Source organism: Curtobacterium phyllosphaerae (genome assembly GCF_049341865.1).
In the GTDB taxonomy this organism is placed as follows: Bacteria; Actinomycetota; Actinomycetes; order Actinomycetales; family Microbacteriaceae; genus Curtobacterium; species Curtobacterium phyllosphaerae.
Genome location: NZ_JBMPIU010000002.1, coordinates 244,920 through 269,560, shown reverse-complemented (window position 1 = coordinate 269,560; position 24,641 = coordinate 244,920). Strand labels below are relative to the sequence as shown.

General features: G+C 68.6%; 17 protein-coding genes. 2 read left to right on the top strand and 15 right to left on the bottom strand.

Features of this window, described 5'->3' with window-relative positions; translation table 11 throughout:
- Positions 1–21: 21 nt before the first annotated feature.
- The 9 genes from ACO0E0_RS04405 to ACO0E0_RS04365 all read right to left on the bottom strand — a co-directional run bounded on the left by ACO0E0_RS04405 (position 22) and on the right by ACO0E0_RS04365 (position 11,673).
- On the bottom strand, positions 22–882 hold the full coding sequence (locus tag ACO0E0_RS04405) for a prepilin peptidase (RefSeq protein ID WP_422870447.1): 861 nt from the start codon (positions 880–882) through the stop codon (positions 22–24).
- A gap of 35 nt (positions 883–917) precedes the next feature.
- On the bottom strand, positions 918–2,756 hold the full coding sequence (locus ACO0E0_RS04400) for a hypothetical protein (RefSeq protein WP_422870188.1): 1,839 nt from the start codon (positions 2,754–2,756) through the stop codon (positions 918–920).
- Positions 2,753–3,463: a hypothetical protein gene (locus tag ACO0E0_RS04395; RefSeq protein WP_422870187.1), complete on the bottom strand. Its 711-nt coding sequence runs from the start codon at positions 3,461–3,463 to the stop codon at positions 2,753–2,755. The genes ACO0E0_RS04400 and ACO0E0_RS04395 overlap by 4 nt, the downstream gene beginning before the upstream one ends.
- Positions 3,463–4,965: a prepilin-type N-terminal cleavage/methylation domain-containing protein gene (locus ACO0E0_RS04390; protein WP_422870186.1), complete on the bottom strand. Its 1,503-nt coding sequence runs from the start codon at positions 4,963–4,965 to the stop codon at positions 3,463–3,465. Before ACO0E0_RS04390 ends, ACO0E0_RS04395 begins: the two co-directional genes overlap by 1 nt.
- Before the next feature lie 190 nt (positions 4,966–5,155).
- The gene (locus ACO0E0_RS04385; protein WP_422870185.1) at positions 5,156–5,611 is read right to left on the bottom strand and encodes a type II secretion system protein; all 456 of its coding nucleotides are present in this window, start codon (positions 5,609–5,611) and stop codon (positions 5,156–5,158) included.
- Between the two features lie 240 nt (positions 5,612–5,851).
- A complete protein-coding gene (locus ACO0E0_RS04380) occupies positions 5,852–7,075 on the bottom strand; it encodes a type II secretion system F family protein (RefSeq protein ID WP_422870184.1) in 1,224 nt (407 codons plus the stop codon).
- Complete coding sequence (locus ACO0E0_RS04375) at positions 7,075–8,745, bottom strand: PilT/PilU family type 4a pilus ATPase (protein ID WP_422870183.1); 1,671 nt, start codon at positions 8,743–8,745, stop codon at positions 7,075–7,077. Before ACO0E0_RS04375 ends, ACO0E0_RS04380 begins: the two co-directional genes overlap by 1 nt.
- A 47-nt stretch (positions 8,746–8,792) precedes the next feature.
- Positions 8,793–10,460: a GspE/PulE family protein gene (locus ACO0E0_RS04370; RefSeq protein WP_422870182.1), complete on the bottom strand. Its 1,668-nt coding sequence runs from the start codon at positions 10,458–10,460 to the stop codon at positions 8,793–8,795.
- Between the two features lie 196 nt (positions 10,461–10,656).
- Positions 10,657–11,673 (bottom strand): GNAT family N-acetyltransferase, encoded by a 1,017-nt coding sequence (locus ACO0E0_RS04365; protein WP_422870181.1) that lies wholly within the window; start codon positions 11,671–11,673, stop codon positions 10,657–10,659.
- A gap of 103 nt (positions 11,674–11,776) precedes the next feature.
- Between ACO0E0_RS04365 and ACO0E0_RS04360 the strand changes: the two genes are divergently transcribed.
- A complete protein-coding gene (locus ACO0E0_RS04360) occupies positions 11,777–12,139 on the top strand; it encodes a VOC family protein (protein WP_422870180.1) in 363 nt (120 codons plus the stop codon).
- A 108-nt stretch (positions 12,140–12,247) separates the two neighbouring features.
- Here ACO0E0_RS04360 and rpoC read toward each other — a convergent pair whose 3' ends face one another.
- Positions 12,248–16,129 (bottom strand): DNA-directed RNA polymerase subunit beta', encoded by a 3,882-nt coding sequence (rpoC, locus tag ACO0E0_RS04355; protein WP_422870179.1) that lies wholly within the window; start codon positions 16,127–16,129, stop codon positions 12,248–12,250.
- A gap of 42 nt (positions 16,130–16,171) precedes the next feature.
- The gene (rpoB, locus tag ACO0E0_RS04350; protein WP_422870178.1) at positions 16,172–19,663 is read right to left on the bottom strand and encodes a DNA-directed RNA polymerase subunit beta; all 3,492 of its coding nucleotides are present in this window, start codon (positions 19,661–19,663) and stop codon (positions 16,172–16,174) included.
- 411 nt (positions 19,664–20,074) lie between these two features.
- Here rpoB and ACO0E0_RS04345 point away from each other — a divergent pair, with 411 nt between their 5' ends.
- On the top strand, positions 20,075–20,896 hold the full coding sequence (locus tag ACO0E0_RS04345; protein WP_422870177.1) for a fructosamine kinase family protein: 822 nt from the start codon (positions 20,075–20,077) through the stop codon (positions 20,894–20,896).
- A gap of 52 nt (positions 20,897–20,948) precedes the next feature.
- Here ACO0E0_RS04345 and ACO0E0_RS04340 read toward each other — a convergent pair whose 3' ends face one another.
- The 4 genes from ACO0E0_RS04340 to ACO0E0_RS04325 all read right to left on the bottom strand — a co-directional run bounded on the left by ACO0E0_RS04340 (position 20,949) and on the right by ACO0E0_RS04325 (position 24,500).
- Entirely contained in the window at positions 20,949–21,920 is a 972-nt protein-coding gene (locus ACO0E0_RS04340; protein ID WP_422870176.1) for an aldo/keto reductase, read from the bottom strand.
- Positions 21,921–22,001: 81 nt separating this feature from the next.
- Positions 22,002–22,706: a response regulator transcription factor gene (locus tag ACO0E0_RS04335; protein ID WP_422870175.1), complete on the bottom strand. Its 705-nt coding sequence runs from the start codon at positions 22,704–22,706 to the stop codon at positions 22,002–22,004.
- Positions 22,703–23,995 (bottom strand): sensor histidine kinase, encoded by a 1,293-nt coding sequence (locus tag ACO0E0_RS04330; protein WP_422870174.1) that lies wholly within the window; start codon positions 23,993–23,995, stop codon positions 22,703–22,705. The genes ACO0E0_RS04335 and ACO0E0_RS04330 overlap by 4 nt, the downstream gene beginning before the upstream one ends.
- Positions 23,996–24,002: 7 nt before the next feature.
- Positions 24,003–24,500, bottom strand: a complete 498-nt coding sequence (locus ACO0E0_RS04325) for a hypothetical protein (protein WP_422870173.1) — start codon at positions 24,498–24,500, stop codon at positions 24,003–24,005.
- Positions 24,501–24,641: the final 141 nt, after the last annotated feature.

Sequence of the window (24,641 nt, the reverse complement as noted above, 5' to 3'; positions counted from 1 at the left end):
CTTTCGTGGTGGTCGTGGCTGTCAGGCCAGTCCGATGGTGCCGAGGTAGGAGGTCCAGACGGGCCCCCCGACGAGGATGCCGACCCATGCGCCGGCGAGCATCCAGGGGCCGAAGGGGATCCCGGACTTCCTGCCGACCTTGCGCGCGATCATGAGGACGAGCGAAAAAGTACCGCCGAGGAGGAAGGCAGCGAAAGCACCCACTGCGAGGGGTCCCCATCCGAGGTACGCGAGCACGAGACCGAGGATCCCGGCGAGCTTGACGTCGCCGAGCCCCATGCCGCCCGGGACGGCGACGGCGAGGACGAGGTACGCGACCCCGAGGACGGCGGCGCCGATGAGGCCGCGGACGAAGGGCATCCAGTCGCCGCCCAGTGCCGAGACGCCGGCGAGGAGGACCGCGAGGACCACGTACGACGGGTACGTGATGGCGTTCGGCAGCGTGTGGGTGTCGAGGTCGATGAGGGCCAGGGCGACGCTGATCGCCATGAGGTAGAGGAACGCGACCAGGAGCACGAGGCGGGCGGCGAGACCGAGGTCGGCGGCGCCTCCGCTCTGGTCATCGGCCGCCACGCCGGACGTGACCAGGCCGGTCGCGTCCGCACCGGACGCGACCGGCCAGAACCGGAGCGCCACGACGACGAAGAGGAGGCCCGTGGCGAGTTCCACGAGCGGGTACCTGGCCGAGATGGGCTCGCGACAGTCGCGGCACCGGCCGCGGAGCACCAGCCAGGACAGGACGGGCACGTTGTCGAACCCACGGATCTGCACACCGCACCTCGGGCAGGCGCTCGGGGGCGCGACGACGCTCACACCGGCGGGGACGCGGTACACGACGACGTTCAGGAACGATCCGATGAGGAGGCCGAGCACCCCGCCCATGACGGTGAAGGAGGTACCGAGCTGTGCGATCGCGGTCACAGGCACACACCACCGCTCATCACGCAGCTGCCGTCGGCGTTGTACGCGGCCGGGACCTCGACCTGCGTGGTCACGCCGTAGGTCGTGGAGACGGGCTGCAGGAACTTGGGGGGCGCGGTCGTCAGCAGCCGGTTGTCGTAGACGTAGTTCTTGCTGAAACCGCTGCTGAGGGTCGCGCCACCGGTCGCCACGATGCCGCGCCAGTTCTGGGCGATCGAGCCCTTGACGGTGAGGGTGCCGAGGACGGGGCCGTACTGGTAGTTCTGGACCCAGAAGGTACCCGCGTTGCTCGCGATCGCCGCGTTGATCGTGAAGGCCGCTCCGGCCGATCGCTTGAGGAGCGTGTCGCCGTTGTAGCAGGTGCCGTTGCCCGCCGACGCGCAGGACATCGGGTTCCAGATCTCCACGGCGTTCTGCCCGACGAGACCGAGGATGTCCGTGTTCGCGTTGTTGTACACGACGCTGCCCGTCAGCCAGACCGTGCCGGACGCCGCGATCGTCATCGAGCCCGAGAAGGTGCCGCGCACGAAGACGTCGCCGGCGTTGCAGTCGTAGACGGTCGACGCCGGGTTGCTCCCCGTCCACTCGTTCGCGATCGGGTAGTTGAGACCGTTGTTGAACGACTGGTTCGTCGCGACGACGCTCCCGGACGAGGAGACCTTCGTCGTGCAGTAGGTGCTCGACACCGAGGCCGGCGGGAACTTGCCGACGTCCCAGAAGTTGACGTTCTTGGGCGAGTTCGAGGTCGGGACGTCCTGGACGTAGAGGAGGTTCGACGGCAGGGTCGGGATCGTCGCACCCGCGGCACTCTGCAAGGCACTCACCGAGCCGCAGAGCGCATCGGACGCCGCGGTGTCGTCCGCTGCCTTCTGGTCGCCGTTGTTCTTGAGCTGGTACTGCGTCACCTTGGTCCACGGCGAGTTCACCGTCATCGTCCCGTTCGCGTTGAGCACGATCGAGGTCGGACCCGTGTAGAGACATCCCGGCCGGGGGACGGACGTCGGGAGGTCGGTCCTGGCCTCCTGGGACATCTGCGCGTTCAGCGCCGGGAGACCGAGGTACCCGACCGAGCGGGGATTGCCGCCGTTGTACCGCGCCGCGGAGCTGCACCCGTTGTAGGAGGTGTTGACGGTCCCGTCGTAGTCCTCGACCGACGCGTTGAAGGTGGTGCCGCAGGCGGTGAACCGGTCGTTCGTCCGGACCGGGCCGTTCAGGGTGTCGGATCCGGCGAACTGCACCGGTGCGCAGGTCGTGCCCTTGCGCTGCCACTGGTAGTCCGAGGTGCAGTTCGTCCCGGTGATGGCCGGCTGCGCGGACTCGTAGTTCGTGAAGTACAGGTAGTTGATGAAGCCGTCGCCCTTGAGGTTCGCGACGAGCGAGCGGGTCACGCCAGCGGCCTTGCCGGTCACGCGGATGCGCAGGACGCCCTTCGCGGAGAAGTTCGAGTTGTCGACCTCGTACCGGAAGAACTCGTCGGTGCTCCCGGGGACCGATGCCCAGACCTGCGAGGCGAGCGTGTTGAACGCGACGTTGTTGTTCGTGCCCTGGAACACTGAACCGCTCGCCGAGCTGAACTTCGAGCTCGTCGTCCCCCAGACCTGGTAGCCGTTGTCGTTCGAGAGCTTCGACTGGTAGTCGGCGAGACCAGCGTAGGCCGCGGCAGCCGCGTTCTGGAAGTTGCGGTCCGTCGTCGACTTGGTCGCACCGCTCGTGGAGAGCGCCAGCATCGAGGCGACGAGGAGCATGAGGACGGTGCCGAAGACGATGACGGTGGCGAGGGCCATCCCCCGCTCGTCGTCGCGGTGCCGCATCAGTGTCATGAGTCTCGTCATCATGGCGTCGGGCTCGGACTGCTCGTCGATGTGCTGTACCCGATGTTGAACAGGTACAAGGTGTTCTGCACGTGGGTGTTGCCCGGGGCGCCGGGAGTGGCCGAGCCGAGCTCGAGGTTGACCATCAACGCGCGGATGGAGCCGAGGCTCGAACCCGGGGCCGCGATCGCGTTCCCGTTGGCGTCGAGGTACGAGAAGAGGGTCGTGGTGTCGCTCGTCGGGGAGGCGACCGGACCGCCGAGGGTGGTCGTGCGCGTCGGGCTCGTCGCACCGGGGTCCGGGAACGTGTAGTACCCGTTGGTGACGCTCGACGGGTCCCATTGGTACTGCATCAGCAGCTTGCTCGTCGGGTCGACCTTGAACTCGACGAGGACCGGCTTGTCCGTGGACACGCCGGTCGTCAGGTTCACGTAGGCGTAGAACCGGACGTCGGTCGGCGTCGCGAGCTGGAACGATGGCAGGTACGTGCCGTCCGACTTCGGGAGCAGGGTGGCCGCGTGCACGTAGCGCGTGAACGTGCTCATGACGTTCTGCGACTGCCGGGTGTTGCCGTCGGACGTCGTCCCGGTGCGTCCGGCCTTGATCGACGCCAGGAAGAACCCGCCGACCGTGACGACGATGATGAGCGAGACGCTGATCGCCACGATGAGCTCGGCCAGCGAGATGCCGTCCTCCCGGCGATGGAGGGTCCGCGCGATGCGGGTGATCATCACATCCCCCTCGGGTCGAACGTCACGGTGTTGTTCCAGGTGATGATGATGAGCGCCCCCTGGTTGACCGTGCCGTTCGTGAGCATCTGCACGTTCGACTTGTTCTGCGCGACCACGTTGTAGGAGTTGCCCGGTCCGGTCGCCCCCGCGCTCGTGCCGGCGTAGAGCGTCCACGTGCCGAAGGGCAGCGCGATCGTGGCCGTCGTGCCGGCGGCCTTCGGGAACGTGAGGGTCATCGGGACGTTGCAGCCGGGGTCGCCGGTCGCCGGGGTCGCCGACACCGCGGTGATCCAGCGGTTGCCGGTCGGCGAACTGCTGAGTCCCTTGATCGTGGCGGCGCCCATCGGCACGCTGACCTGCTGGGTGTACTGCGCACCGATCGGAGCCGGCACCTGGGCCGACGACTGCCCGACCTGACCGGCGGCGTTCGGGGTCGACCAGGTCGAGGGGTTCGGGTTGACGCATGTCGTCGACCCGCCCGCCGGCGAGTTGGCGTACGACCCGGCGTAGATGCCGTTGTAGCCGCCCTGGAACGGGAACGCCGAGATCGGGACCGGGGTGTCCGAGGTGATGGTCTGGGTCGCCGTCCACGGCGCGATCTGGTCGAGACCGCCGGTGGAGCTCGACAGCGTCGTCAGCATGTTCGTCGGGAGCAGGGCACCCGTGTTCTTCGGCAGGTTCGATGCGTACTTGACGTTCGTGTAGTTCGTGGCGAGGTCGTAGGTGAACGGCACCGGCGAGCTGCCGCCGGCCTTGACCGAGATGGGGGACTTGGAACTCGGCTGCTGCTGGTCGGAGTCGATGCCGCCGGTCTCGGTGACGGAGATCGTGTACGTGCCGGGCTGGACGTTCGTGACGTACGCGCACCCCTGGGTGTCGGTGACCGGCGGCGTGGAGGACGGGGCAGCACCACCCCCGCCGGCGATCGCGCTGACACTCACCGCGACGCCCGGGTTCGGGGCGCCGGTGGAGTCGGTGACGGAGATGAGGAGGGTGCCGTCACTCGGGTCGGTCACGGCGTCGGACGGCGCGATGCCCGAGGTCATGGTGATGGACTGCAGCCCGGCCCCGTTGGCCGAGCGCCACGTGACCGTCTCGACGACGCTCTTGTAGGCGAGCGCGGCCTGGCTCGTGGTGGCGCCGCAGTTCCCCGAGCTGCCGTCGGTCTGGACCCAGGTCACGGCGCGGTTGATCGTGTACGTGGTCCCACCGATGCTCTTCTGCGGCGGGGTCGTGGTCGTCGAGATCACCTGGAAGATCCCGTTCGTCGACGCTGCGGCGATCTGTCGCAACTGGTCGATGTCCTGCGTCGCGAGGGCGGTGGCGGTCGTTCGACCACGGGAGTTCTGGGTCAGCTGGAGGGAGTTGACGATGCCGTACGCGATCCCGATGCTCATCACCGCGAACACCAGCATCGCGACCATGACCTCGATCACGGTGAAGCCGGCCTCTGCATCGCGGCGGTCCTGCGGGCGGAGAACGGCGTTCAGTCGTCGGATCATGGTCACCTCCTGGTCGGTCCTGGGTGCGGCTCGGGTTCGGCTGCGGTGCGGCTGCCATGCGGCTGGGGTGCGGAGGGCGGGCGACGGGTGGGCGAGGTCGTCCAGGCGTCGCCCGCTGGCGGAACCGAGTCCGGATCCGCCGACGGGCGGGGTGTTCCGAGGAACACCCCGCCCGAGCGGTCAATGCGGATTACGGGCAGATGGAGGGCTTGGTGGCGGTGACACCGCTCGCCTGCGTCGCGTAGTAGGTCGTGCCACCGGTGCTGACGCCGGAGATGCAGAACGTCGTGTCGGAGACCTTGGTGTAGGTCATCGTCGTGGTGTTGCTGCCGATGGTGGCGCCGGCTCCGGCCCAGTCCGGCGTGCCGGAGGGGATGCTGCCCGCGAAGGTCGTGGTCCCGGGGAGCGTGCCACTGCCGTTGGTCTGGATGCTGACCACGGCGGTCTTGACGTTGCTGATGTCGCTCTGCGTCGCCGAGTTCTTCGCGTTGTTCTGCACGCCCAGGTAGACCGGGATGGCGATCGCGGCGAGGATGCCGATGATGATGACGACGACGAGGAGCTCGATCAGGGTGAAGCCCTTCTCGTTCTGTTCGGTCAGGTTCTGGCGGCGAGCATTGAGCTTGCCCATGAGACGGAAGTACATGAGGTGTCCATTCCTTCGGGAAATGTGTTGTGGGTTTTGGGGCTGGTGCTCTGCCGCCGGTGACCAGCGTATTCGGCGCGAATTCTGGGCATAATCCCGAGAACGGGGGTCAAGTGGGTATCGAAATGCCCCCAGTAACGGGGGCATCGGGGCGCCCTGATCCCCCTGTGCGGGGGACGTCCTGACGGGACGACCGTGGCCCATCCGATCGGTCGCATCGGATGGGCCACGGGCGCAGACTCAGTGGATGAGGCTCGTGATCTTGAAGATGGGCAGGTAGAGCGCGACGATCATGCCACCGACGACGACACCCAGGAATGCGATCAACAGCGGTTCGATGAGCGAGGTGAGGGCCTCCGTCGTCGATTCGACCTCTGCATCGTAGAAGATCGCGATCTTCTCGAGCATGACCTCGAGTGAACCAGCGTCTTCGCCGACCGCGACCATTTGCGAGACCATTGTCGGGAACACCGATTCGTTCGCGAGCGGCTGTGCGATCGATTCCCCTTTCCGTACTGCTTCGGCGACTCGTTCGAGCGCTTTCTGCACGACGAAGTTGTTCGACACTTCTCCGACGATCTTCAACGCCTGGAGAATGGGGACACCAGCGCCGATCATGTTCGAGAAGTTGCGGGAGAAACGTGCGATCACGATCTTCTTGTTCAGCGCGCCGAAGACCGGGATCCGCAGCATGACCGGATCGAGGACCGCCCGGACCCGGTCCGAGTTCTTTTTCGCCCGGAACCAGACCCACCCACCGATGATCGCGACGGCGAGGATCGGCCCGACCCACACCATCGCGTGCGACGCGTAGACGAGCAACATGGTCGGGAGCGGGAGCTTGCCGCCGAGGCTGGAGAACATGTCCTGGAAGATCGGGACGATGAACACCAGCATGACGACGACTGCGAGGAGCGACATCACGAGCACGACGACCGGATAGGTCATCGCCGACTTGATGGTCGATCGGAGCTTGTGCTCCTTCTCGAAGTTCGTCGCGATCGAGTCCATCGCCTGGTCGAGGAAACCGCCCGTCTCGCCGGCGCGGATCATGTTGATCATGATGGGCGGGAAGTCCACGGGGAACTTCGCGACGGCATCGGAGAACGACACCCCGCGTTCGACCTCGTCGCGCACCTTGCCGAGGATCCCCTTGAGCTTCTTCGACTCGGTCTGGTCGGCGAGGATCGACAGTGCCCGGAGGAGCGACAGCCCCGACGACAGCATGGTCGACGCCTGGCGCGACATGATCGCGAGGTCCTTGAGCCCGACGCCCTTCTCGAACCCGGGGATCTTGATCTCGGCCTGGAGTCCGGTGCCCGCCTTCGACTCGTTCAACGAGATCGGCGAGACGCCCATGGTGCGGAGCCTGGCGACGGCGGCACCCTCGGACGCCGCGTCGAGCTTGCCCTTGACGAGCTTGCCGGCGGTGTCGCGCCCGCGGTAGTCGAATGCGAGTGACATCAGAAGTCCCCTCCGGAGTACTTGTCGCCGAAGTCGATCCCGCTCGCGGCGATGGCGTCGGCCGAGGCGTCCGACGGGCTCTCGACACGCTGGACGAGCCGGTCGAAGCCCTCCTTGTCGTGCACCTTCTCCATGGCGGCCTTGCGGGTGATGGTCCCGACGTTGACCAGGTCGGCGAGGTCCTGGTCCATCGTGTGCATGCCGAGGTCCTTGCCGGCCTGCATCGCGGAGGTGATCTGGTACGTCTTGCCTTCACGGATCAGGTTGCCGATGGCGGGGGTGGTGCGCATGATCTCCGTGGAGACCACCCGCCCGGAGCCGGACGCCTTGGGCACGAGCGTCTGGCAGACGACGCCCTGGAGCGTCGTCGCGAGCTGCGTACGGATCTGACCCTGCTGGTGCGGGGGGAACACGTCGATGACACGGTCGATGGTGCCGGGGGCGTCCTGCGTGTGGAGCGTCGCGAACACCAGGTGACCGGTCTCCGCCGCGGTCAGCGCCACCGAGATCGTCTCGAGGTCGCGGAGCTCGCCGATGAGGATGACGTCGGGGTCCTGGCGGAGGACGTGCTTCAGGGCGTTCGCGAAGGAGTGGGTGTCCGCGCCGACCTCGCGCTGGTTGATGATGGCGCGCTTGTGCTCGTGCATGAACTCGATCGGGTCCTCGACCGTGACGATGTGGTCGGCACGGGTCTCGTTGACCAGGTCGATGAGCGCGGCGAGAGTCGTCGACTTGCCGGAACCCGTCGGCCCGGTGACGAGGACGAGTCCACGCGGGAGCTTGGCGAAGTCCCCGACGTGGGCCGGGATGCCGAGGTCCTTCAGGGTCTTGATCTTCGTCGGGATGAGCCGGAAGGCGGCGCCCCAGTTGCCGCGCTGCTGGTAGAAGTTCACACGGAAGCGGGACTCGGTCGACAGCGAATAGGCGAAGTCGAGCTCCTGCTTCTCCTCGAACTGCGCCAGCTGGTCGGGACTTGCCATCGAGGTCAACGCGGCGATGACCTTGGCGCGCGACCACGGGCCTCCCGGCACCGCGGGTCGGAGCGATCCGTCGACGCGGACGGAGGGCGCGGCGTTCGCCGTGACGTGGAGGTCGGACGCACCCTGGCGGACGACCTCGGACAGGGCGGTGATCAGGTCGGGGTCGCCGACCTCGCGGGCGTGGCGCGAGTACTCGATGACGACGTCGTCGCTGATCGAGACGGACGACGACATCGGCGGTGCGGACGGCGGGGTCGGGGCCGCCACGAACGCGGTCGGCGCCTCGGCGTACCCGTACTCGACGGTCGGCGCGGCGGCGTACCCGTACGCCGGGGTCGGAACGGACGGAGCCGTCTCGGCGTACCCGTACCCGTACCCGTTCCCGTCCGTCGGCACTGCCGTCGCCCATGACGGCGCGGGGGCCGGCGCGTCGAGGACCGGCGACACCGGTGCGGGCACCGCGGTCGCGATGGGCGCGTCCCAGGTCGACTCATCGGCCAGGTCGAACACCCGCGCGGCGGGTTCTGGTACGGCCATCGGCGCGACCGAGGTCTGCGGCTCGTACGGCAGCGGGTCACCGGCCGCGAGGCGCGCGGCACGACGACCGCCGACCTCGTTGCCCGGTTGCCCCGGGTGCCAGCCGGCGGTGCTGCCGTCGGCCGACGTGATGTCGTACACCGAGTCGCTCATGCGGGTCCCTGTTCTCTGAGGAGAGCTGCGAGTGGAGTGGTGGAGTCCTACGCGACGACGCGGAGGATCTCCTCGACGCTGGTGAGGCCGAGCTTGACCTTCTCCCAGCCGTCCTGTCGGAGGGTGAGCATGCCCTGGTCCTGGGCCACGCGGCTGATCTCGGCGCTGGAGGCCCGCGAGACCGCGAGCCGCTCGATCTCCTCGGTCACGGTCATGACCTCGTGGAGGGCGATGCGACCCCGGTACCCGGTGTTCGAGCAGACGGCGCACCCGACGGGCGCGAAGATCTCCGGCACGTCGGGGTTCCAGTCGCTGACGAACCGCAGGTCGCGGAGGTGCTCGAAGGTGTGCTCCGCCGGTGCCTTGCAGCGGTCGCAGAGCCGGCGGGCGAGGCGCTGGGCCACGACGGAGTCGAGCGCGGACCCGACGAGGAACGGCTCGATGTCCATCTCCGTCAGGCGGACGACCGCCGAGGGCGCGTCGTTCGTGTGCAGCGTGGAGAGCACGAGGTGGCCGGTGAGCGATGCCTCGATCGCGATCTGCGCCGTCTCGTGGTCGCGGATCTCACCGAGCAGGACGACGTCGGGGTCGGAGCGGAGGATGCTCCGGAGCGCCGATGCGAACGTCAGGCCGGCCTTCGGGTTGACCTGCACCTGGTTGATCCCGGGCATCCGGTACTCGACCGGGTCCTCGACCGTGATGACGTTGATCTCGGGCTTCGCGACGGCGTTCAGCGTCGTGTAGAGCGTCGTCGACTTGCCGGAGCCCGTCGGCCCGGTGACGAGGATCATGCCGTACGGCTTGGAGTACGACGCCTGGTACGCCTCGAAGTTCCGGTCCAGCAGGTTGAGGTCCTTCAGGGTCATCGACGTGTTCGTGTTGTCGAGGATGCGCATGACGACCTTCTCGCCCCACACCGTGGGGAGGGTCGCGACGCGCAGGTCGATCTGCCGGCCGCCGTGCCGGACGGACATGCGGCCGTCCTGGGGCTTCCGGCGCTCCGCGATGTCGATGTCGCTCATGATCTTGAGGCGCGAGATGACGCCGTTCTGGATGTTCTTCGGCGCCGGGGTCATCTCGTGGAGCACCCCGTCGATGCGGTAGCGCACCCGGACCTCGTGCTCGCCCGGCTCGATGTGGATGTCCGAGGCGTGGTCCTGGATGGCCTGGGAGACGAGCAGGTTGACGAAACGGACGATCGGGACGTCGTCGAGGGCGCCGTCCGCGAGGTCGGCCTGTGTCTCCGTGGCGGAGGCTTCTTCCTCGAGGGAGGAGGTCAGGTCGTTCAGCTCGTCGTCCGCGCGGAGGTAGCGGTCGAGGGCGGCGGCGAGGTCGCGCTCGTCCACCTGGAGCGGCTTGATGACGCGGCCGGACGAGGCGCGGGCGTCGTCGAGCGCCAGGACGTTCGCCGGGTTGACCATGGCGAGGACGAGGGCATCGCCTTCGAACCCGACGCCGAGCACACCGTGCCGGCGACAGAGCGCGGCGGGGAGCATGGACACCGCCGTGCCGTCCACCGGGTAGTCCGTCAGCGGGACCGTCTTGGAGTTGTTCGACGCCGCGCGCGCGGTGATGAACTGGGCTTCGCTGACGACGCCCTGGTCGACGAGGGAACGGATGTTCTTCTCGTCCACCATCTCGTCGCCGGTGAGCGTGTCCAGGTGCTCGATGGGCAGAGCACCATTGAGGATGAGGATCTCGGAGAGGGTTGCCATGGTGCTCCCTCACCTCCTTGGTGTCGCACGTATGGGAGCCGTGATGCCGTTCGGGTACCGATGCCGATGCATACGCCGACGACGGTCCTCGGCGTGTCCCCACGCTAATTCGTGCGCATGCTCCTGATGCAGTCCCAGAAAGAGGGGTTCGCGGGCACGGTCGAGGAGGAGGCGCTCTCCTGCTCCGAGGCGTCGCTCAGTACTGCAGCGTGTGTGTGACCGCGACCGTTCCGCGCACGAACCCGAGTCGCTCGTACAGCCCGAGGGCGCCCGTCGGGTTGTCGGCGTCGACGTCGAGCACCGCGGCGGTGAGCCCGTCCGCCCGGATCCCCCCGAGTGCACTCGCGAGCACCGCCGGCGCGAGACCACGACCCCGGTGCGCGCGGACGACCCCGACGTAGTCGACGTACCCGTAGCTGCCGCCACGGGCCGCGAACGAGTCCGGGTCGACCTCGGTGATGGCGAACGCCACGACGGCTCCGGACGCATCGACCACCACGCGGGAGAGGTCCGGCCGGAAGCTCGGGGCGGACCTGGCACGCGCCCAGTCCGCGGCGAGCGTCGGCTGCGACCCCCAGTGGTCCCGGAACGAGTCGTTCTTCGCCAGACGGGTCGGTTCGAGGTCGTCGGGGGCGTACGCGCGGACGAGGTAGCCGTCGGGGACACCAGGGACGTCCACCGGATCGGCGAGGTCGCGTTCGAGCTCGAACCAGAAGCGCGTCGGCTCCATGCCGAACCGCAGCGCCAACGCGAGCGCGGGGGCACCGGCCCGGTCGGTGAGCTCGATCTGCGCCGGGAGGTCGACGTCGATCGCGGCGAGCTGCTGCCGCGAGCGACCGAGCTGCCAGGCGAGGAGCCGACGTCCGATCCCCCGCGAGCGGTACTGCGGATCGACGGCACCCGGGAGCCACACACGGACGAGGGTCTCGTGCGAGGGATGGACCATGACGAAGGCGTAGGCGATGACATGTCCAGCAGCATCGTGCCCGACGATGGTGTCCGCGCGCGGATCGAGCCCCGTCGTGGAGAACTCGTTGTCGATGTCCTCTTGTGCAGGATGGAAGTCCGGCGTGTCGGCGGCACAGGCGGCGAGCAGCACACGGTGCATCGCCGGGATGTCCTCGCGCGTCGCCGGCCGGAACACGACGCCGTCGATCGGGGACGGGGTGGCCAGGTGCGCGGGCGCCACGACCCGGTCCGCGAGCGACGTCATGCCATCAGTCTGGCAGCCGATCCGCGCGGGCCGCCGACGGTGTGTGCCCGCGTGTCCGTCCGGTGCTCTCGACGAGTCGTCGCACCGTGGACCAAGATGGACCATGGACATCACGAGCGTGACCGTCGGGCTGCCCGTCACCGACCTCGAGTCCGCCTGCCTCTGGTACGGCGCGGTGTTCGAACGTGCCGAGCCCGACCTCGAGCCCGCCGACGGCGTCGCCGAGTACGAGATCGGCGGGATCTGGATCCAGCTCGTCGTCGACGAGCACGCCGATGAGAACGAGGTGGCCGTGCGGTTCGGCGTGGACGACGTCGCTGCACAACACGCCCGCATCGGCGCACTCGGGATCGACGTCGGTCCGGTCGAGCGCATCCCCGGCGCCGTCGACTGGTTCGACTTCCGCGACCCGGACGGCAACCTGCTCAGCCTCTACTCGCTCATCGACGAGACGGCTGATCGCTGACCCCTGACCCCTGAGCCCCGAGCGCGGACCGCAGAGCGCGGACGGACGCAGCAGGGCCCCGCACCGATCGGTGCGGGGCCCTGCTGTCTCACTCGATCACGCTGTCGATCAGTTGTAGGTACCCGGCGTGAAGTCGTCCGACGAGAAGCTGTCGAAGTCGACGAAGCTCAGGTCGGCGTCCGAGAACGACGAGTCGTCCGCGAAGATGCGGTTCGGGTACCGCTCCGCCTTCGCCTCCTCCGTCGCCTGGACGTCCACGTTGCGGTACCGGCTGAGACCCGTCCCGGCAGGGATGAGCTTGCCGATGATGACGTTCTCCTTGAGGCCGACGAGCGAGTCGCGCTTGCCCTCCATGGCCGCCTGCGTGAGGACGCGGGTGGTCTCCTGGAAGGACGCGGCGGACAGCCACGACTCGGTCGCGAGGGACGCCTTCGTGATGCCCATGACCTCCTGGCGGGCAGAAGCGGTCTTCTTGCCCTCCTGGAGTGCCGCGCGGTTGATCTCGTTGTACCGCGAACGGTCGACGAGCTCGCCCGGGAGCAGATCGGTGTCGGCGTGGTCGACGACGGTGACCTTGCGGAGCATCTGGCGGACGATGACCTCGATGTGCTTGTCGTGGATCGGCACACCCTGCGAGCGGTAGACGTCCTGGACGCCGCCCACCAGGTGCTTCTGCACCTCGCGGACACCCTTGACGCGGAGGACCTCCTTCGGGTCGACCGTGCCGGCGATGAACTGCTGGCCGAGGTCGACGTGCTGTCCGTCCTCCACGAGCAGGGTCGCGCGCTTGAGCACCGGGTAGATGAACGGCTCGTCACCGTTGTCCGGCGTCAGGATCACGCGGCGCTGCTTGTCGGTGTCCTCGATCACGACGCGGCCTGCGGCCTCGGCGATCGGCGACGCACCCTTCGGGGTCCGGGCCTCGAAGAGCTCCGTCACGCGGGGCAGACCCTGCGTGATGTCGTCCGCCGACGCCGAACCACCCGTGTGGAAGGTGCGCATCGTCAGCTGGGTACCGGGCTCACCGATCGACTGGGCCGCGATGATGCCGACGGCCTCGCCGATGTCCACCAGGTTGCCGGTGGCGAGCGAACGTCCGTAGCACTTCGCGCAGACACCGACGCTCGACTCGCAGGTCAGGACCGAGCGCACCTTGATGCTCTCGACGCCCTTCGCGACCAACGCGTCGATGAGGACGTCACCGACGTCGTCACCGGCCTCGGCGAAGACCTCGCCGCCGTCGCTCACGACCTGGGTCGCGAGCGTCCGCGAGTAGACCGTGTTCTCGACGGTGTCGTCGCGGGTGAGCTTGCCGTCCGCGTCGACGAACGCGATCGGCAGCTCGAGGCCACGGGTCGTCCCGCAGTCGTCCTCGCGGATGATGACGTCCTGCGAGACGTCGACGAGACGACGGGTGAGGTACCCGGAGTCCGCCGTGCGGAGTGCGGTGTCCGCCAGACCCTTCCGGGCGCCGTGCGTCGCGATGAAGTACTCCGCGACCGTCAGGCCCTCCCGGTAGGAGTTGATGATCGGACGGGCGATGATCTCGCCCTTCGGGTTGTTCACCAGACCACGCATGCCGGCGATGTTCCGGACCTGGAGCCAGTTGCCACGAGCACCGGAGGACACCATGCGGTTGATGGTGTTGTCCTTCGGGAAGTTCGCGCGCATCTCCTTCGCGACCTCGTTCGTGGCCTCGGTCCAGATCTTGATCAGGTCGGCGCGACGCTCGGAGTCGGTGATGAGGCCCTTGTCGAACTCGCCCTGGACCTTGGCCGCCTGGATCTCGTACCCGGCGATGATCTCCGCCTTGCGGGGCGGGGTGACGACGTCGGACAGCGCCACCGTGACACCCGAGCGGGTGCCCCAGTAGAAGCCGGCGTCCTTGATCCGGTCGAGCGCTGCCGCGACCTCGACCTTGGGGTAGCGCTCGGCGAGGTCGTTGACGATCGCCGACAGCGTGCCCTTGTCCGCGACCTTCTGGACGTACGGGTAGTCCGCCGGGAGGGTCTCGTTGAAGAGCGCCCGACCGAGCGTGGTGTCGAGGATGAACGGCGTCCCCTGCACGAAGCCCTCGGGGGCCTCTCCCTCGGCGAAGTACAGGTCCGACATGCGGATCTTGACCTTCGCGTTCAGGTGCAGCGAGTTCTGGTCCTTCGCGAGGATCGCCTCGGCCACCGACGAGAACGCGCGGCCCTCGCCGATCGCCCCGTCGGTCACGGTCGTCAGGTGGTGCAGACCGATGATCATGTCCTGTGCGGGCAGGGTCACCGGGCGGCCGTCGGACGGCTTCAGGATGTTGTTCGACGCCAGCATGAGGATGCGGGCCTCGGCCTGGGCCTCGACCGACAGCGGCAGGTGGACGGCCATCTGGTCACCGTCGAAGTCCGCGTTGAACGCGGCGCAGACGAGCGGGTGCAGCTGGATCGCCTTGCCCTCGACGAGCTGGGGCTCGAAGGCCTGGATGCCGAGACGGTGCAGCGTGGGCGCGCGGTTGAGGAGCACCGGACGCTCGCGGATGATCTCCTCGAGCACGTCCCAGACCTGCGGACGCGAACGCTCGACCATGCGCTTGGCGCTCTTGATGTTCTGCGCGTGCGACAGGTCGATGAGGCGCTTGATCACGAACGGCTTGAACAGCTCGAGCGCCATCTGCTTGGGCAGACCGCACTGGTGGAGCTTGAGCTGCGGGCCGACGATGATGACCGAACGGCCCGAGTAGTCGACGCGCTTGCCGAGCAGGTTCTGACGGAACCGACCCTGCTTGCCCTTCAGCATGTCGCTGAGGGACTTGAGGGCACGGTTGCCGGTCCCCGTGACGGGACGACCACGACGACCGTTGTCGAACAGGGCGTCGACGGCCTCCTGGAGCATGCGCTTCTCGTTGTTCACGATGATCTCGGGGGCACCGAGGTCGAGCAGGCGGCGGAGACGGTTGTTGCGGTTGATCACACGACGGTAGAGGTCGTTGAGGTCGGAGGTCGCGAAGCGGCCACCGTCCAGCTGGACCATCGGGCGGAGCTCCGGCGGGATCACCGGCACCACGTCGAGGACCATCGCCGCCGGCGAGTTGCCGGTGATGAGGAAGGAGTTCACGACGCGGAGACGCTTGATCGCGCGGATCTTCTTCTGGCCCTTGCCCTCGGCGATCTGCAGGTGCAGCGCCTCGGCCTCGGCGGTCAGGTCGAACGACTCCAGGCGCAGCTTGATCGCCTCGGCGCCCATGTAGGCGTCGAAGTAGATCCCGAAGCGGTCCTGGAGCTCGTGGAACACGGCGTCCTCGGGCTTGAGGTCGCCGACCTTGAGGTTGCGGAAGTCCTCCCACACGCGCTCGAGGCGGGTGATGTCCTCGTCGAAGGACTTGCGGACCTGCGACATCTCCTTCTCGGCGCCGTCCTTGGTCCGGCGCTTCTGGTCGGACTTGGCACCTTCGGCCTCGAGTGCGGCGAGGTCGTCCTCGAGCTTCTTGAGGCGGTCGGCGACGATCGAGTCACGCTGGCCCTCGAGGGTCTTGATCTCGAGGCGCAGCTCGTTCTCGAGGCCCGGCATGTCGGCGTGACGGCCGTCCTCGTCGATGTCGATGATCATGTACGCCGCGAAGTAGATGACCTTCTCGAGGTCCTTCGGCGCCATGTCGAGCAGGTAGCCGAGTCGCGACGGCACGCCCTTGAAGTACCAGATGTGCGTGACCGGCGCGGCGAGCTCGATGTGGCCCATGCGCTCACGGCGCACCGACGACTTCGTGACCTCGACGCCACAGCGCTCGCAGACGATGCCCTTGAACCGGACACGCTTGTACTTGCCGCAGGCGCACTCCCAGTCGCGTGACGGACCGAAGATCTGCTCACCGAACAGACCGTCCTTCTCCGGCTTCAGGGTGCGGTAGTTGATGGTCTCCGGCTTCTTGACCTCGCCGTACGACCACTGGCGGATGTCCTCGGCAGTCGCGAGACCGATCCGCAGTTCGTCAAAGGAAGTTGCTTCGAGCAATGTTCTTCTCTCGTTGGTGTTTCAGACGATTGACGGGCGGGATCAGATGTCGTCGATGGACGACGACTCGAACCGCGAGGAGATGTTGATGCCGAGTTCCTCGGCGGCACGGAAGACCTCGTCGTCCGTGTCGCGCAGGCTCACCGTGCTGCCGTCGGCCGAGAGCACCTCGACGTTCAGGCAGAGCGACTGCATCTCCTTCATGAGGACCTTGAAGCTCTCGGGGATGCCGGGCTCCTGGATGTTCTCACCCTTGACGATCGCCTCGTAGACCTTCACGCGGCCGAGGATGTCGTCGGACTTGATGGTCAGGAGTTCCTGGAGCGCGTACGCGGCCCCGTAGGCCTCGAGGGCCCACACCTCCATCTCACCGAAGCGCTGCCCGCCGAACTGCGCCTTCCCACCCAGCGGCTGCTGCGTGATCATCGAGTACGGGCCGGTCGAGCGGGCGTGGATCTTGTCGTCGACCAGGTGGTGCAGCTTGAGGATGTACATGTAGCCGACCGAGACGGGCTCCGGGAACGGCTCGCCGGAGCGGCCGTCGAAGAGCTGCGCCTTGCCGGAGGAGCCGATCAGACGCTCCCCGTCGCGGTTCGGCAGCGTGGAGTCGAGGAGTCCTTCGATCTCGATCTCGTACGCGCCGTCGAACACCGGGGTCGCGACCTTGGTCCCCGGGGCGGCGCTGTGTGCGGCCTCGGGCAGGTTGGCCGCCCACTCCTGGATGCCGTCGACGTTCCAGCCCTGCTTCGCGAGCCACCCGAGGTGGATCTCGAGGACCTGGCCGAAGTTCATGCGGCCGGGGACGCCGAGCGGGTTGAGGACGATGTCGACCGGGGTGCCGTCCGCGAGGAACGGCATGTCCTCCACCGGGAGGATCGTCGAGATGACGCCCTTGTTCCCGTGGCGGCCGGCGAGCTTGTCGCCCGCGGTGATCTTGCGCTTCTGGGCGATGTAGACGACCACGCGCTGGTTGACACCGGAGCCGAGCTCGTCGTCGCCGTCCTGCGCGTCGAAGACCTTGACACCGATGATCGTGCCTTCTTCACCGTGGGGCACCTTGAGCGACGTGTCGCGGACCTCGCGGGACTTCTCGTTGAAGATCGCACGGAGGAGGCGCTCCTCGGCGGAGAGCTCGGTCTCGCCCTTCGGCGTGACCTTGCCGACGAGGATGTCGCCGGGTCGGACCTCGGCACCGATCCGGATGATGCCACGCTCGTCGAGGTCGGCCAGGAGGTCCGGGCTGACGTTCGGCAGGTCGCGGGTGATCTCCTCTTTCCCGAGCTTGGTGTCGCGGGCGTCGACCTCGTACTCCTCGATGTGGATCGAGGAGAGGACGTCGTCCTTCACGAGGTTCTGCGACAGGATCATCGCGTCCTCGTAGTTGTAGCCCTCCCACGGCATGAACGCGACGAGCAGGTTCTTGCCGAGCGCGAGCTCGCCGTTCTCGGTCGCGGGGCCGTCGGCGATGACCTCGCCGGCCTCGATGCGCTCACCGGCGCTGACGATGACCCGGTTGTTGTAGCTCGTGCCCTGGTTCGAGCGGTCGAACTTGCGGAGGTAGTAGGACTCCGTGCCGCCCTCGTCGAGCTGGATCGTGACGGCGTCCGCGGAGACCTCGGAGACCACACCGGCCTTGTTCGCGATGACGACGTCACCGGCGTCGATCGCGGTGTAGCCCTCCATGCCGGTGCCGACGAGCGGCGATTCGGAACGGAGGAGCGGCACGGCCTGGCGCTGCATGTTCGCACCCATGAGGGCGCGGTTCGCGTCGTCGTGCTCGAGGAACGGGATGAGCGAGGTCGCGACCGACACCATCTGGCGCGGCGAGACGTCCATGTAGTCGACCTCGTCCTTGCCGACGAGCTCGACCTCCCCGCCCTTCTTGCGGACGAGCACCTTGTCGTCGACGAACTTGAAGTCGCCGGACAGCGGGGCGTTCGCCTGCGCGACCACGTACTCGTCTTCTTCCGAAGCGGTCAGGTAGTCGATGGTCGTGGTGACCTGGCCGTTCGTGACCCGGCGGTACGGGGTCTCGATGAAGCCGAAGGAGTTGATCCGCGCGAACGACGCGAGCGAACCGATCAGACCGATGTTCGGGCCTTCCGGGGTCTCGATCGGGCACATGCGGCCGTAGTGCGACGGGTGGACATCACGGACCTCGACGCCGGCGCGCTCACGCGAGAGTCCGCCCGGGCCGAGCGCCGAGAGACGACGCTTGTGGGTCAGACCCGCGAGCGGGTTGTTCTGGTCCATGAACTGCGACAGCTGGCTGGTCCCGAAGAACTCCTTGATCGCGGCGACGACGGGGCGCACGTTGATCAGGGTCTGCGGGGTGATCGCCTCGATGTCCTGCGTGGTCATGCGCTCGCGGACGACGCGCTCCATGCGGGACAGCCCGGTGCGGACCTGGTTCTGGATGAGCTCGCCCACCGCGCGGATGCGACGGTTGCCGAAGTGGTCGATGTCGTCCACGTCGAGGCGCAGCGAGACGGGCTCGCCGTCGCGCGTGCCGTTCATCGTCTTCTGCTCGGCGTGGAGCGAGACGAGGTACTTGATCGTCGCGACGATGTCGTCGACCGTCAGCACCGAGTCCGACAGGGGGGCGTCGATGCCGAGCTTGCGGTTGATCTTGTAGCGACCCACCTTGGCGAGGTCGTAGCGCTTCGGGTTGAAGTAGAAGTTGTCGAGGAGCGCGCGCGCGGCCTCGGCGGCGACCTGCTCACCCGGACGCAGCTTGCGGTAGATGTCCTTGAGCGCTTCTTCCTTCGTCAGGATCGCGTCCTTCTCGAGGGTCGCCTCGATCGACGCGAAGCCCTGGAACTGCTCGAGGATCTCTTCGCTCGTCAGACCGAGGGCCTTGAGGAACACGGTGACGCTCTGCTTGCGCTTGCGGTCGATGCGGACGCCGACCTGGTCGCGCTTGTCGATCTCGAACTCGAGCCACGCGCCACGCGAGGGGATCACGCGCGCGGAGTAGATGTCCTTGTCGGACGTCTTCTCCTGCTGGCGCTCGAAGTACACGCCGGGCGAACGGACGAGCTGCGAGACGACGACGCGCTCCGTGCCGTTGATGATGAACGTGCCGCGCTCGGTCATGAGCGGGAAGTCGCCCATGAACACGGTCTGGGTCTTGATCTCACCCGTCATGTGGTTCATGAACTCGGCGTTCACGTAGAGCGGCGCCGCGTAGGTCTTGCCCCGCTCCTTGCACTCGTCGATCGAGTACTTCGGGTCCTCGAGCTCCGGGGCGGTGAACGACAGCTGCATCGTCTCGCCGAGGTCCTCGATCGGGGAGATCTCCTCGAAGATCTCGTCGAGGCCGGAGTGGAGGGCGACGTCGGTGCGACCCTGGGACTGTGCCTCGGCGAGGCGGTCCTTCCAGGTGTCGTTCCCGACGAGCCAGTCGAAGCTCTCCGTCTGGAGGGCGAGCAGATCGGGAACCGTGAGGGTGTCCGTGATCTTGGCGAACGAGAGCCGCGATGCGTTGCGGCCGTTCTTCGGTGTGTTGGTGGATGCGTTGGGCGCAGCAGCCAAGGAAGTAACCTCCGGATGGCCCCGTCGGGCCGATACTGACAAGCAGCATGTAGGTGGATGGACTGATCGCTCGCCGATCCCGGTTCCTCTCGCACGTGACACACCCGTCGTGGGGTGCGTACCGTGTGGACCACCGCATGGGATGATCAGGTGAGAGGGACCCCCGGTCGTTCCGTTCCCGCCGCAATATTCGGGAGTCGTTCGGAAGGCCCAGGGATGCTGGTGAGGCTGTCGACCGCAATATGACGACACCGATGCCAGGGAGCGCGAACCTCCATCATAAGTCGCGCGATTCGGGGATGTCCAGTCCGATCTTGACCGGGATCGCCGACCCCGTGTATAAGTCCCCCGCGGACGTCCGGGCTGGCCGATCCTGCGGCGTGCGCGTCGACCGACGGGTTGGATGGACCGATGTCCGACGACCTGCACGTCAAGACCTTCGCGGATCCGGCCGAGGCCCGAGCCGAGGCCGCGGGGCTGCTGTGGATGGCGGGCGCCGAGACCTTGGGTGGGGTCGAGACGGTCAGGCTCCACCCGGATGCCGAGACGGCGCCGGACCGGCTCGCGATGGACCGCGTCCACGAAGGCAGGCCGACGAGACGCGCCGCCGAGCGGTTCGGCCGCGCCCTCGCCCACACGCATGCGGCCGGCGCACGCTGGTGGGGCTGCCCTCCGGACGGCTGGGCCGACGCCGACCCGCTGCGGATGGGACGGTCACGGACCCCGTTCGTCGCCCACGCCGACGCACCCGGCACCTGGGGGGCCTTCTACGCCGAGTACCGCATCCTCGACTTCGTCCGACGGATCGCCGACTCCGGCGGCCTCGACGCACAGCAGGTCCGGGTGTTCGAGCGCGTCGCCGAGCGGGTGCGCACCGGCACGTTCGAGGAGCGGCAGCCCGCGCTCGTCGGCTCGGGACCGGCACGGCTGCACGGCGACCTGTGGAGCGGCAACGTCCTCTGGCCCGTCGACCAGGACGCGCCGACCGGCGCCGTGCTCATCGACCCGATCGCGCACGGCGGGCACGCGGAGACCGACCTCGCTCTGCTCGCGTTGTTCGGACTCCCGTACCTCGACACCGTCGTCGACGCGTACGACGCCGAGTCACCCCTCGCCGCCGGGTGGCAGGAGCGGGTCGGCCTCCATCAGCTCGCCCCGCTCCTGCTCCACACGCTGCTCTTCGGCGGTTCCTACACCGACGCCGCCGTCCGGACGGCATCGCGGTACGTCTGACGCGGACCACGACGGTCGGCCCGCCGCGGTCCGCACCCCACGGGTTCGTGCGTCAGATGTGCACGCCGGACATGTCCGGGTACCGGTCACCGGCGGCCGGCTCGAGGCCGTCGAGCGTCGCGATCTGCTCCGGTGTCAGGACGATGTCGTCCGCGGCGACGTTCTCCTCGAGCCGGTTCACCCGCTTCGTACCCGGGATGGGCGCGAGGTCGTCGCCCTTCGAGAGCACCCACGCGAGTGCGATCTGGGCCGGCGTCGCGTTCGCCTCGCGGCCGATGCGCTCGACCTCGTCCACGATCGCGATGTTCTTCTGCAGGTTCTCGCCCTGGAACCGCGGGTTTCCCCGCCGGAAGTCGTCCGCGTCGAGGCTGTCGAGGTCGCGGATCGCTCCGGTGAGGAACCCGCGTCCGAGTGGGGAGTAGGGCACGAACCCGATGCCGAGCTCGCGGAGGACCGGGATGACGTCCTCCTCCGGGTCGCGGGTCCAGAGGGAGTACTCGGTCTGGACCGCGGTGACGGGGTGGACGGCGTGGGCGGCTCGGATCCGGTCCGGCGCCGCCTCGGACAGACCGTAGTGCAGGATCTTGCCCTCGGCGACCAGGTCCGCGAACGCACCGACGGTCTCCTCGATCGGCGTGTCCGGGTCCATCCGGTGCTGGTAGTAGAGGTCGATCCGGTCGGTCCCGAGGCGCCGCAACGAGCCCTCGACGGCGAGTCGGATGTTCTCCGGGCTGCCGTCGAGGCCGCGCGACCCGTCGCCGCGGTGCTTGATCGTGCCGCCCTTCGTCGCGATGACGACGTCGTCGCGGTGCGGGGCGAGGGCGGCCCCGACGAGTTCCTCGTTGATGAACGGCCCGTACATCTCCGCGGTGTCGAAGAACGTGACGCCGAGCTCGACGGCACGGGAGATCGTGGCGGTCGAGGCGGCGTCGTCCGTTCCGACGCCGGAGTAGAACGCGCTCATCCCCATGCAGCCGAGGCCGATGCGGGAGACGTCGAGGGTGCCGAGTGTGGCGTGTCGCATGTGCAGTGCTCCTTCGTGGTGGACGACGCGGACGTTACGCCCGGTCGTCCCCGACGTCCTCGGCTCGCGTCCGGGCCCCGCTCAGCGGAGGACGAGGGCGATCGCCTGCGCCCGCGACGTGACCTGGAGCTTCGCGAAGATCTGGTTCACGTACGACTTGACGGTCGGGACCGAGAGGAACAGCGCCGCGGCGATCTCCGGGTTCGAGCTGCCGTCCGCGATGAGCGCGAGGACGTCGGCCTCCCGCGGTGTCAGCGCCGGGAACCGCTCGCGGAGGGCAGCGTCGTCGCCGGCCACGCCCCGGGTGCCCGGAGCGAGGGCGGCGTCGTCGCCGGCCACGCCCCGGGTGCCCGGAGCCGGTGGTGCCGGGAGCCCCGCGACGAGGAGCGCCCCCACCGCAGCATCGAACGTCGACTGCCCGGACGCCACTGCCCGGATGGCCGCCGCGATCTCCACCCGCCCGGCGTCCTTCGTGAGGTACCCCCGCGCGCCGGCCCGGAGCGCGGCGACGATCGACCGGTCGTCGGCGAACGTCGTCAGCACGAGCACGCCGACGCCCGGGTGGTCCCGCACGATCGCCGCGGTCGCCTCGGCGCCGTCCATCCGCGGCATCCGGAGGTCCATCAGCACGACGTCCGGGACCAGGGTGTCGACGAGCGCCACGGCCGCGACCCCGTCCTCGGCCTCGCCGACGACCTCGATGTCCGGCAGCAGGGACAACACCGTCACGAGACCGTCCCGCACGATCGCCTGGTCGTCGACCACGACGACCCGGACGACGCTCACGGTGCCACCACCCCCGCGGCGGGGACCCGCATCGCCACGACGAAGTCGTCCCCGGCTGCGCCGACGTCCACCGAGGAGGCGTCCCTGAGGTCCGCGAACCGCTCCCGGATGCCGACGAGCCCGTGGCCGGTGACCGCGACGGGGTTCGACACCGTGACGACGACCGTCCCGTCGGCCTCGGCGATCTCGAGGTCGACGGGAGCGCCCGGGGCGTGCCTCCGGGCGTTGCTGAGCGCTTCCCGGGTCGCGGCGACGAGGGTCGCCCGGTGTCGGGCGTCGACCGCGGCGAGCGCGACGTCGCCGTGCACCGTGACCGCGCCGCCGAACGACCGGTGCGCCTCGACGAGGGCTGCGAGGGTGCCGGACCCGGGCGACTGCGGGACGGCGGCGGGGTGCGCGACCGGCACCGCGCCTCCCGGCCGGGAGGTGTCCTGCCGGACCTCCGGGACCGGACCGACCGCGTCCTCGGGGACCGGACCGACCGCGTCCTCGGGGACCGGACCGACCGCGTCCTCCACCCCGGGGTCCCGGAGGGTGGCGACGGCCCGACGCGCCTCGGCGAGCCCGTCCGCGGCGAGCCGCCGCGCGTCACCCGCGCGACGGGCTGCGTCGGCAGTCCGTCCGGCCTCGAGCAGCGCCTCGACCGCGTCGAGCTGGAGCACCAGGCCACCGAGGCTGTGCGCGAGCACGTCGTGGACGTCGCGTGCCGCGCGGGCCCGGTCGGCGAGCAGCGCATTCCGTTCCTGCTCCCGCTCCGCCGCGAGCCGCTCCGCCGCGATCTCGTCCCGCTGGCGCGCGGCGGTGCGGTTCTGTCGTCGCGAGTACCCGCCGAGGAGCGCGAGTGCGATGCCGCCGAGCGTCGCGAACAGGAACCCGACCGACGCCGCGGTCACGGCGGCGATCACCAGGTCGATGCCGGCGGCGAGCCCGGCGGCGGCCAGGCCGACCCACGCGCGGAGGTGCTCGTCGCCCTCGAGGGCGACCACGGCGGCGATCACCGGGGCGATGAGGAGGCCCGACGTCGCCCCCGTCGTCGCGGCGCCGAGCACGAGCATCGCGACGAGGCAGGCGAGTCGCACGGCCCGGTCCCGGACGAACGACGAGGTGAGCCACAGTCCGACGGCCGCGCCGCCGAGCACGACCACCAGGACCGGCCGGTCTGGCGCCTGCGTGACGAGCGCGACGGCGACGACCCCGACGCCGAACAGGTTCAGCCCGCGACCGAGCGGCGTCCGGCCCTGCCCCGTGACGGGGTCGGGAGCGGACGCTGCGCGGGTGTCCGAGGTCACCGGACCATCATGCCCCGGCACGGGCCGGCGACGGGATGCGGCGGTCGAGGACCAGCGCACGAGCGGCGCGGTTCACGGCGATCATCAGCAGGATCATGCCGGTGGAGGAGAGCAGGTGCGCCCCGAGGTGGGCGCCGAGGACGTCCATGCCGATCCGGACCGCGATGAGCGCGATCCAGAGCACTGCGCCGAGTGCACCGGTCCTCGTCTGGACCGTGTGGCCCTTGGCGTTCGGCGTCGACGCGACCCGGAAGTGCGCGATCGACCCCATCACGAGACCGATGCTGACGGAGACGACGACCTCGGCGGCGATGAACGCGACGTCGGCGCTCGTGATCCGCCCGGTGCCGGACTGCGCCGTCATGACGAGCCCGATGAGGCCGAGGACGGCGGGGGTCCGCCAGATGCGGCCCGTGTCGAGGTACTGCCACGTGGTCTGGCGGTAAATCAGGAACCCGACGAGCGCGATCCCGATGACGATGTCGGCGATGTTCTGGGCGGTCATGCCGGTTCCTTCCGTTCTGGTCCGCGGCCCGGTCGGCGAGCGGTGACACCAGCCTCCCGATCCGGCCCGGTCCGGCCCACCACCCCAGGGTGGGGACCCGGGTGGGGATCGTGCGGTGGAGGTCCGGCCCATGCCCCGGGT

Bases quoted from the DNA above. Each gene is read 5' to 3' on its own strand.
- ACO0E0_RS04380 (WP_422870184.1), bottom strand. From the start codon at position 7,075: ATGTCACTCGCATTCGACTACCGCGGGCGCGACACCGCCGGCAAGCTC.
- ACO0E0_RS04360 (WP_422870180.1), top strand. From the start codon at position 11,777: ATGGACATCACGAGCGTGACCGTCGGGCTGCCCGTCACCGACCTCGAG.
- ACO0E0_RS04340 (WP_422870176.1), bottom strand. From the start codon at position 21,920: ATGCGACACGCCACACTCGGCACCCTCGACGTCTCCCGCATCGGCCTC.
- ACO0E0_RS04370 (WP_422870182.1), bottom strand. From the start codon at position 10,460: ATGGCAACCCTCTCCGAGATCCTCATCCTCAATGGTGCTCTGCCCATC.
- ACO0E0_RS04325 (WP_422870173.1), bottom strand. From the start codon at position 24,500: ATGACCGCCCAGAACATCGCCGACATCGTCATCGGGATCGCGCTCGTC.
- ACO0E0_RS04365 (WP_422870181.1), bottom strand. From the start codon at position 11,673: ATGACGTCGCTCGCGGACCGGGTCGTGGCGCCCGCGCACCTGGCCACC.
- ACO0E0_RS04345 (WP_422870177.1), top strand. From the start codon at position 20,075: ATGTCCGACGACCTGCACGTCAAGACCTTCGCGGATCCGGCCGAGGCC.
- ACO0E0_RS04400 (WP_422870188.1), bottom strand. From the start codon at position 2,756: ATGATGACGAGACTCATGACACTGATGCGGCACCGCGACGACGAGCGG.
- ACO0E0_RS04395 (WP_422870187.1), bottom strand. From the start codon at position 3,463: ATGATCACCCGCATCGCGCGGACCCTCCATCGCCGGGAGGACGGCATC.
- ACO0E0_RS04375 (WP_422870183.1), bottom strand. From the start codon at position 8,745: ATGAGCGACTCGGTGTACGACATCACGTCGGCCGACGGCAGCACCGCC.
- ACO0E0_RS04405 (WP_422870447.1), bottom strand. From the start codon at position 882: ATGGGCGGGGTGCTCGGCCTCCTCATCGGATCGTTCCTGAACGTCGTC.
- ACO0E0_RS04390 (WP_422870186.1), bottom strand. From the start codon at position 4,965: ATGATCCGACGACTGAACGCCGTTCTCCGCCCGCAGGACCGCCGCGAT.
- ACO0E0_RS04385 (WP_422870185.1), bottom strand. From the start codon at position 5,611: ATGTACTTCCGTCTCATGGGCAAGCTCAATGCTCGCCGCCAGAACCTG.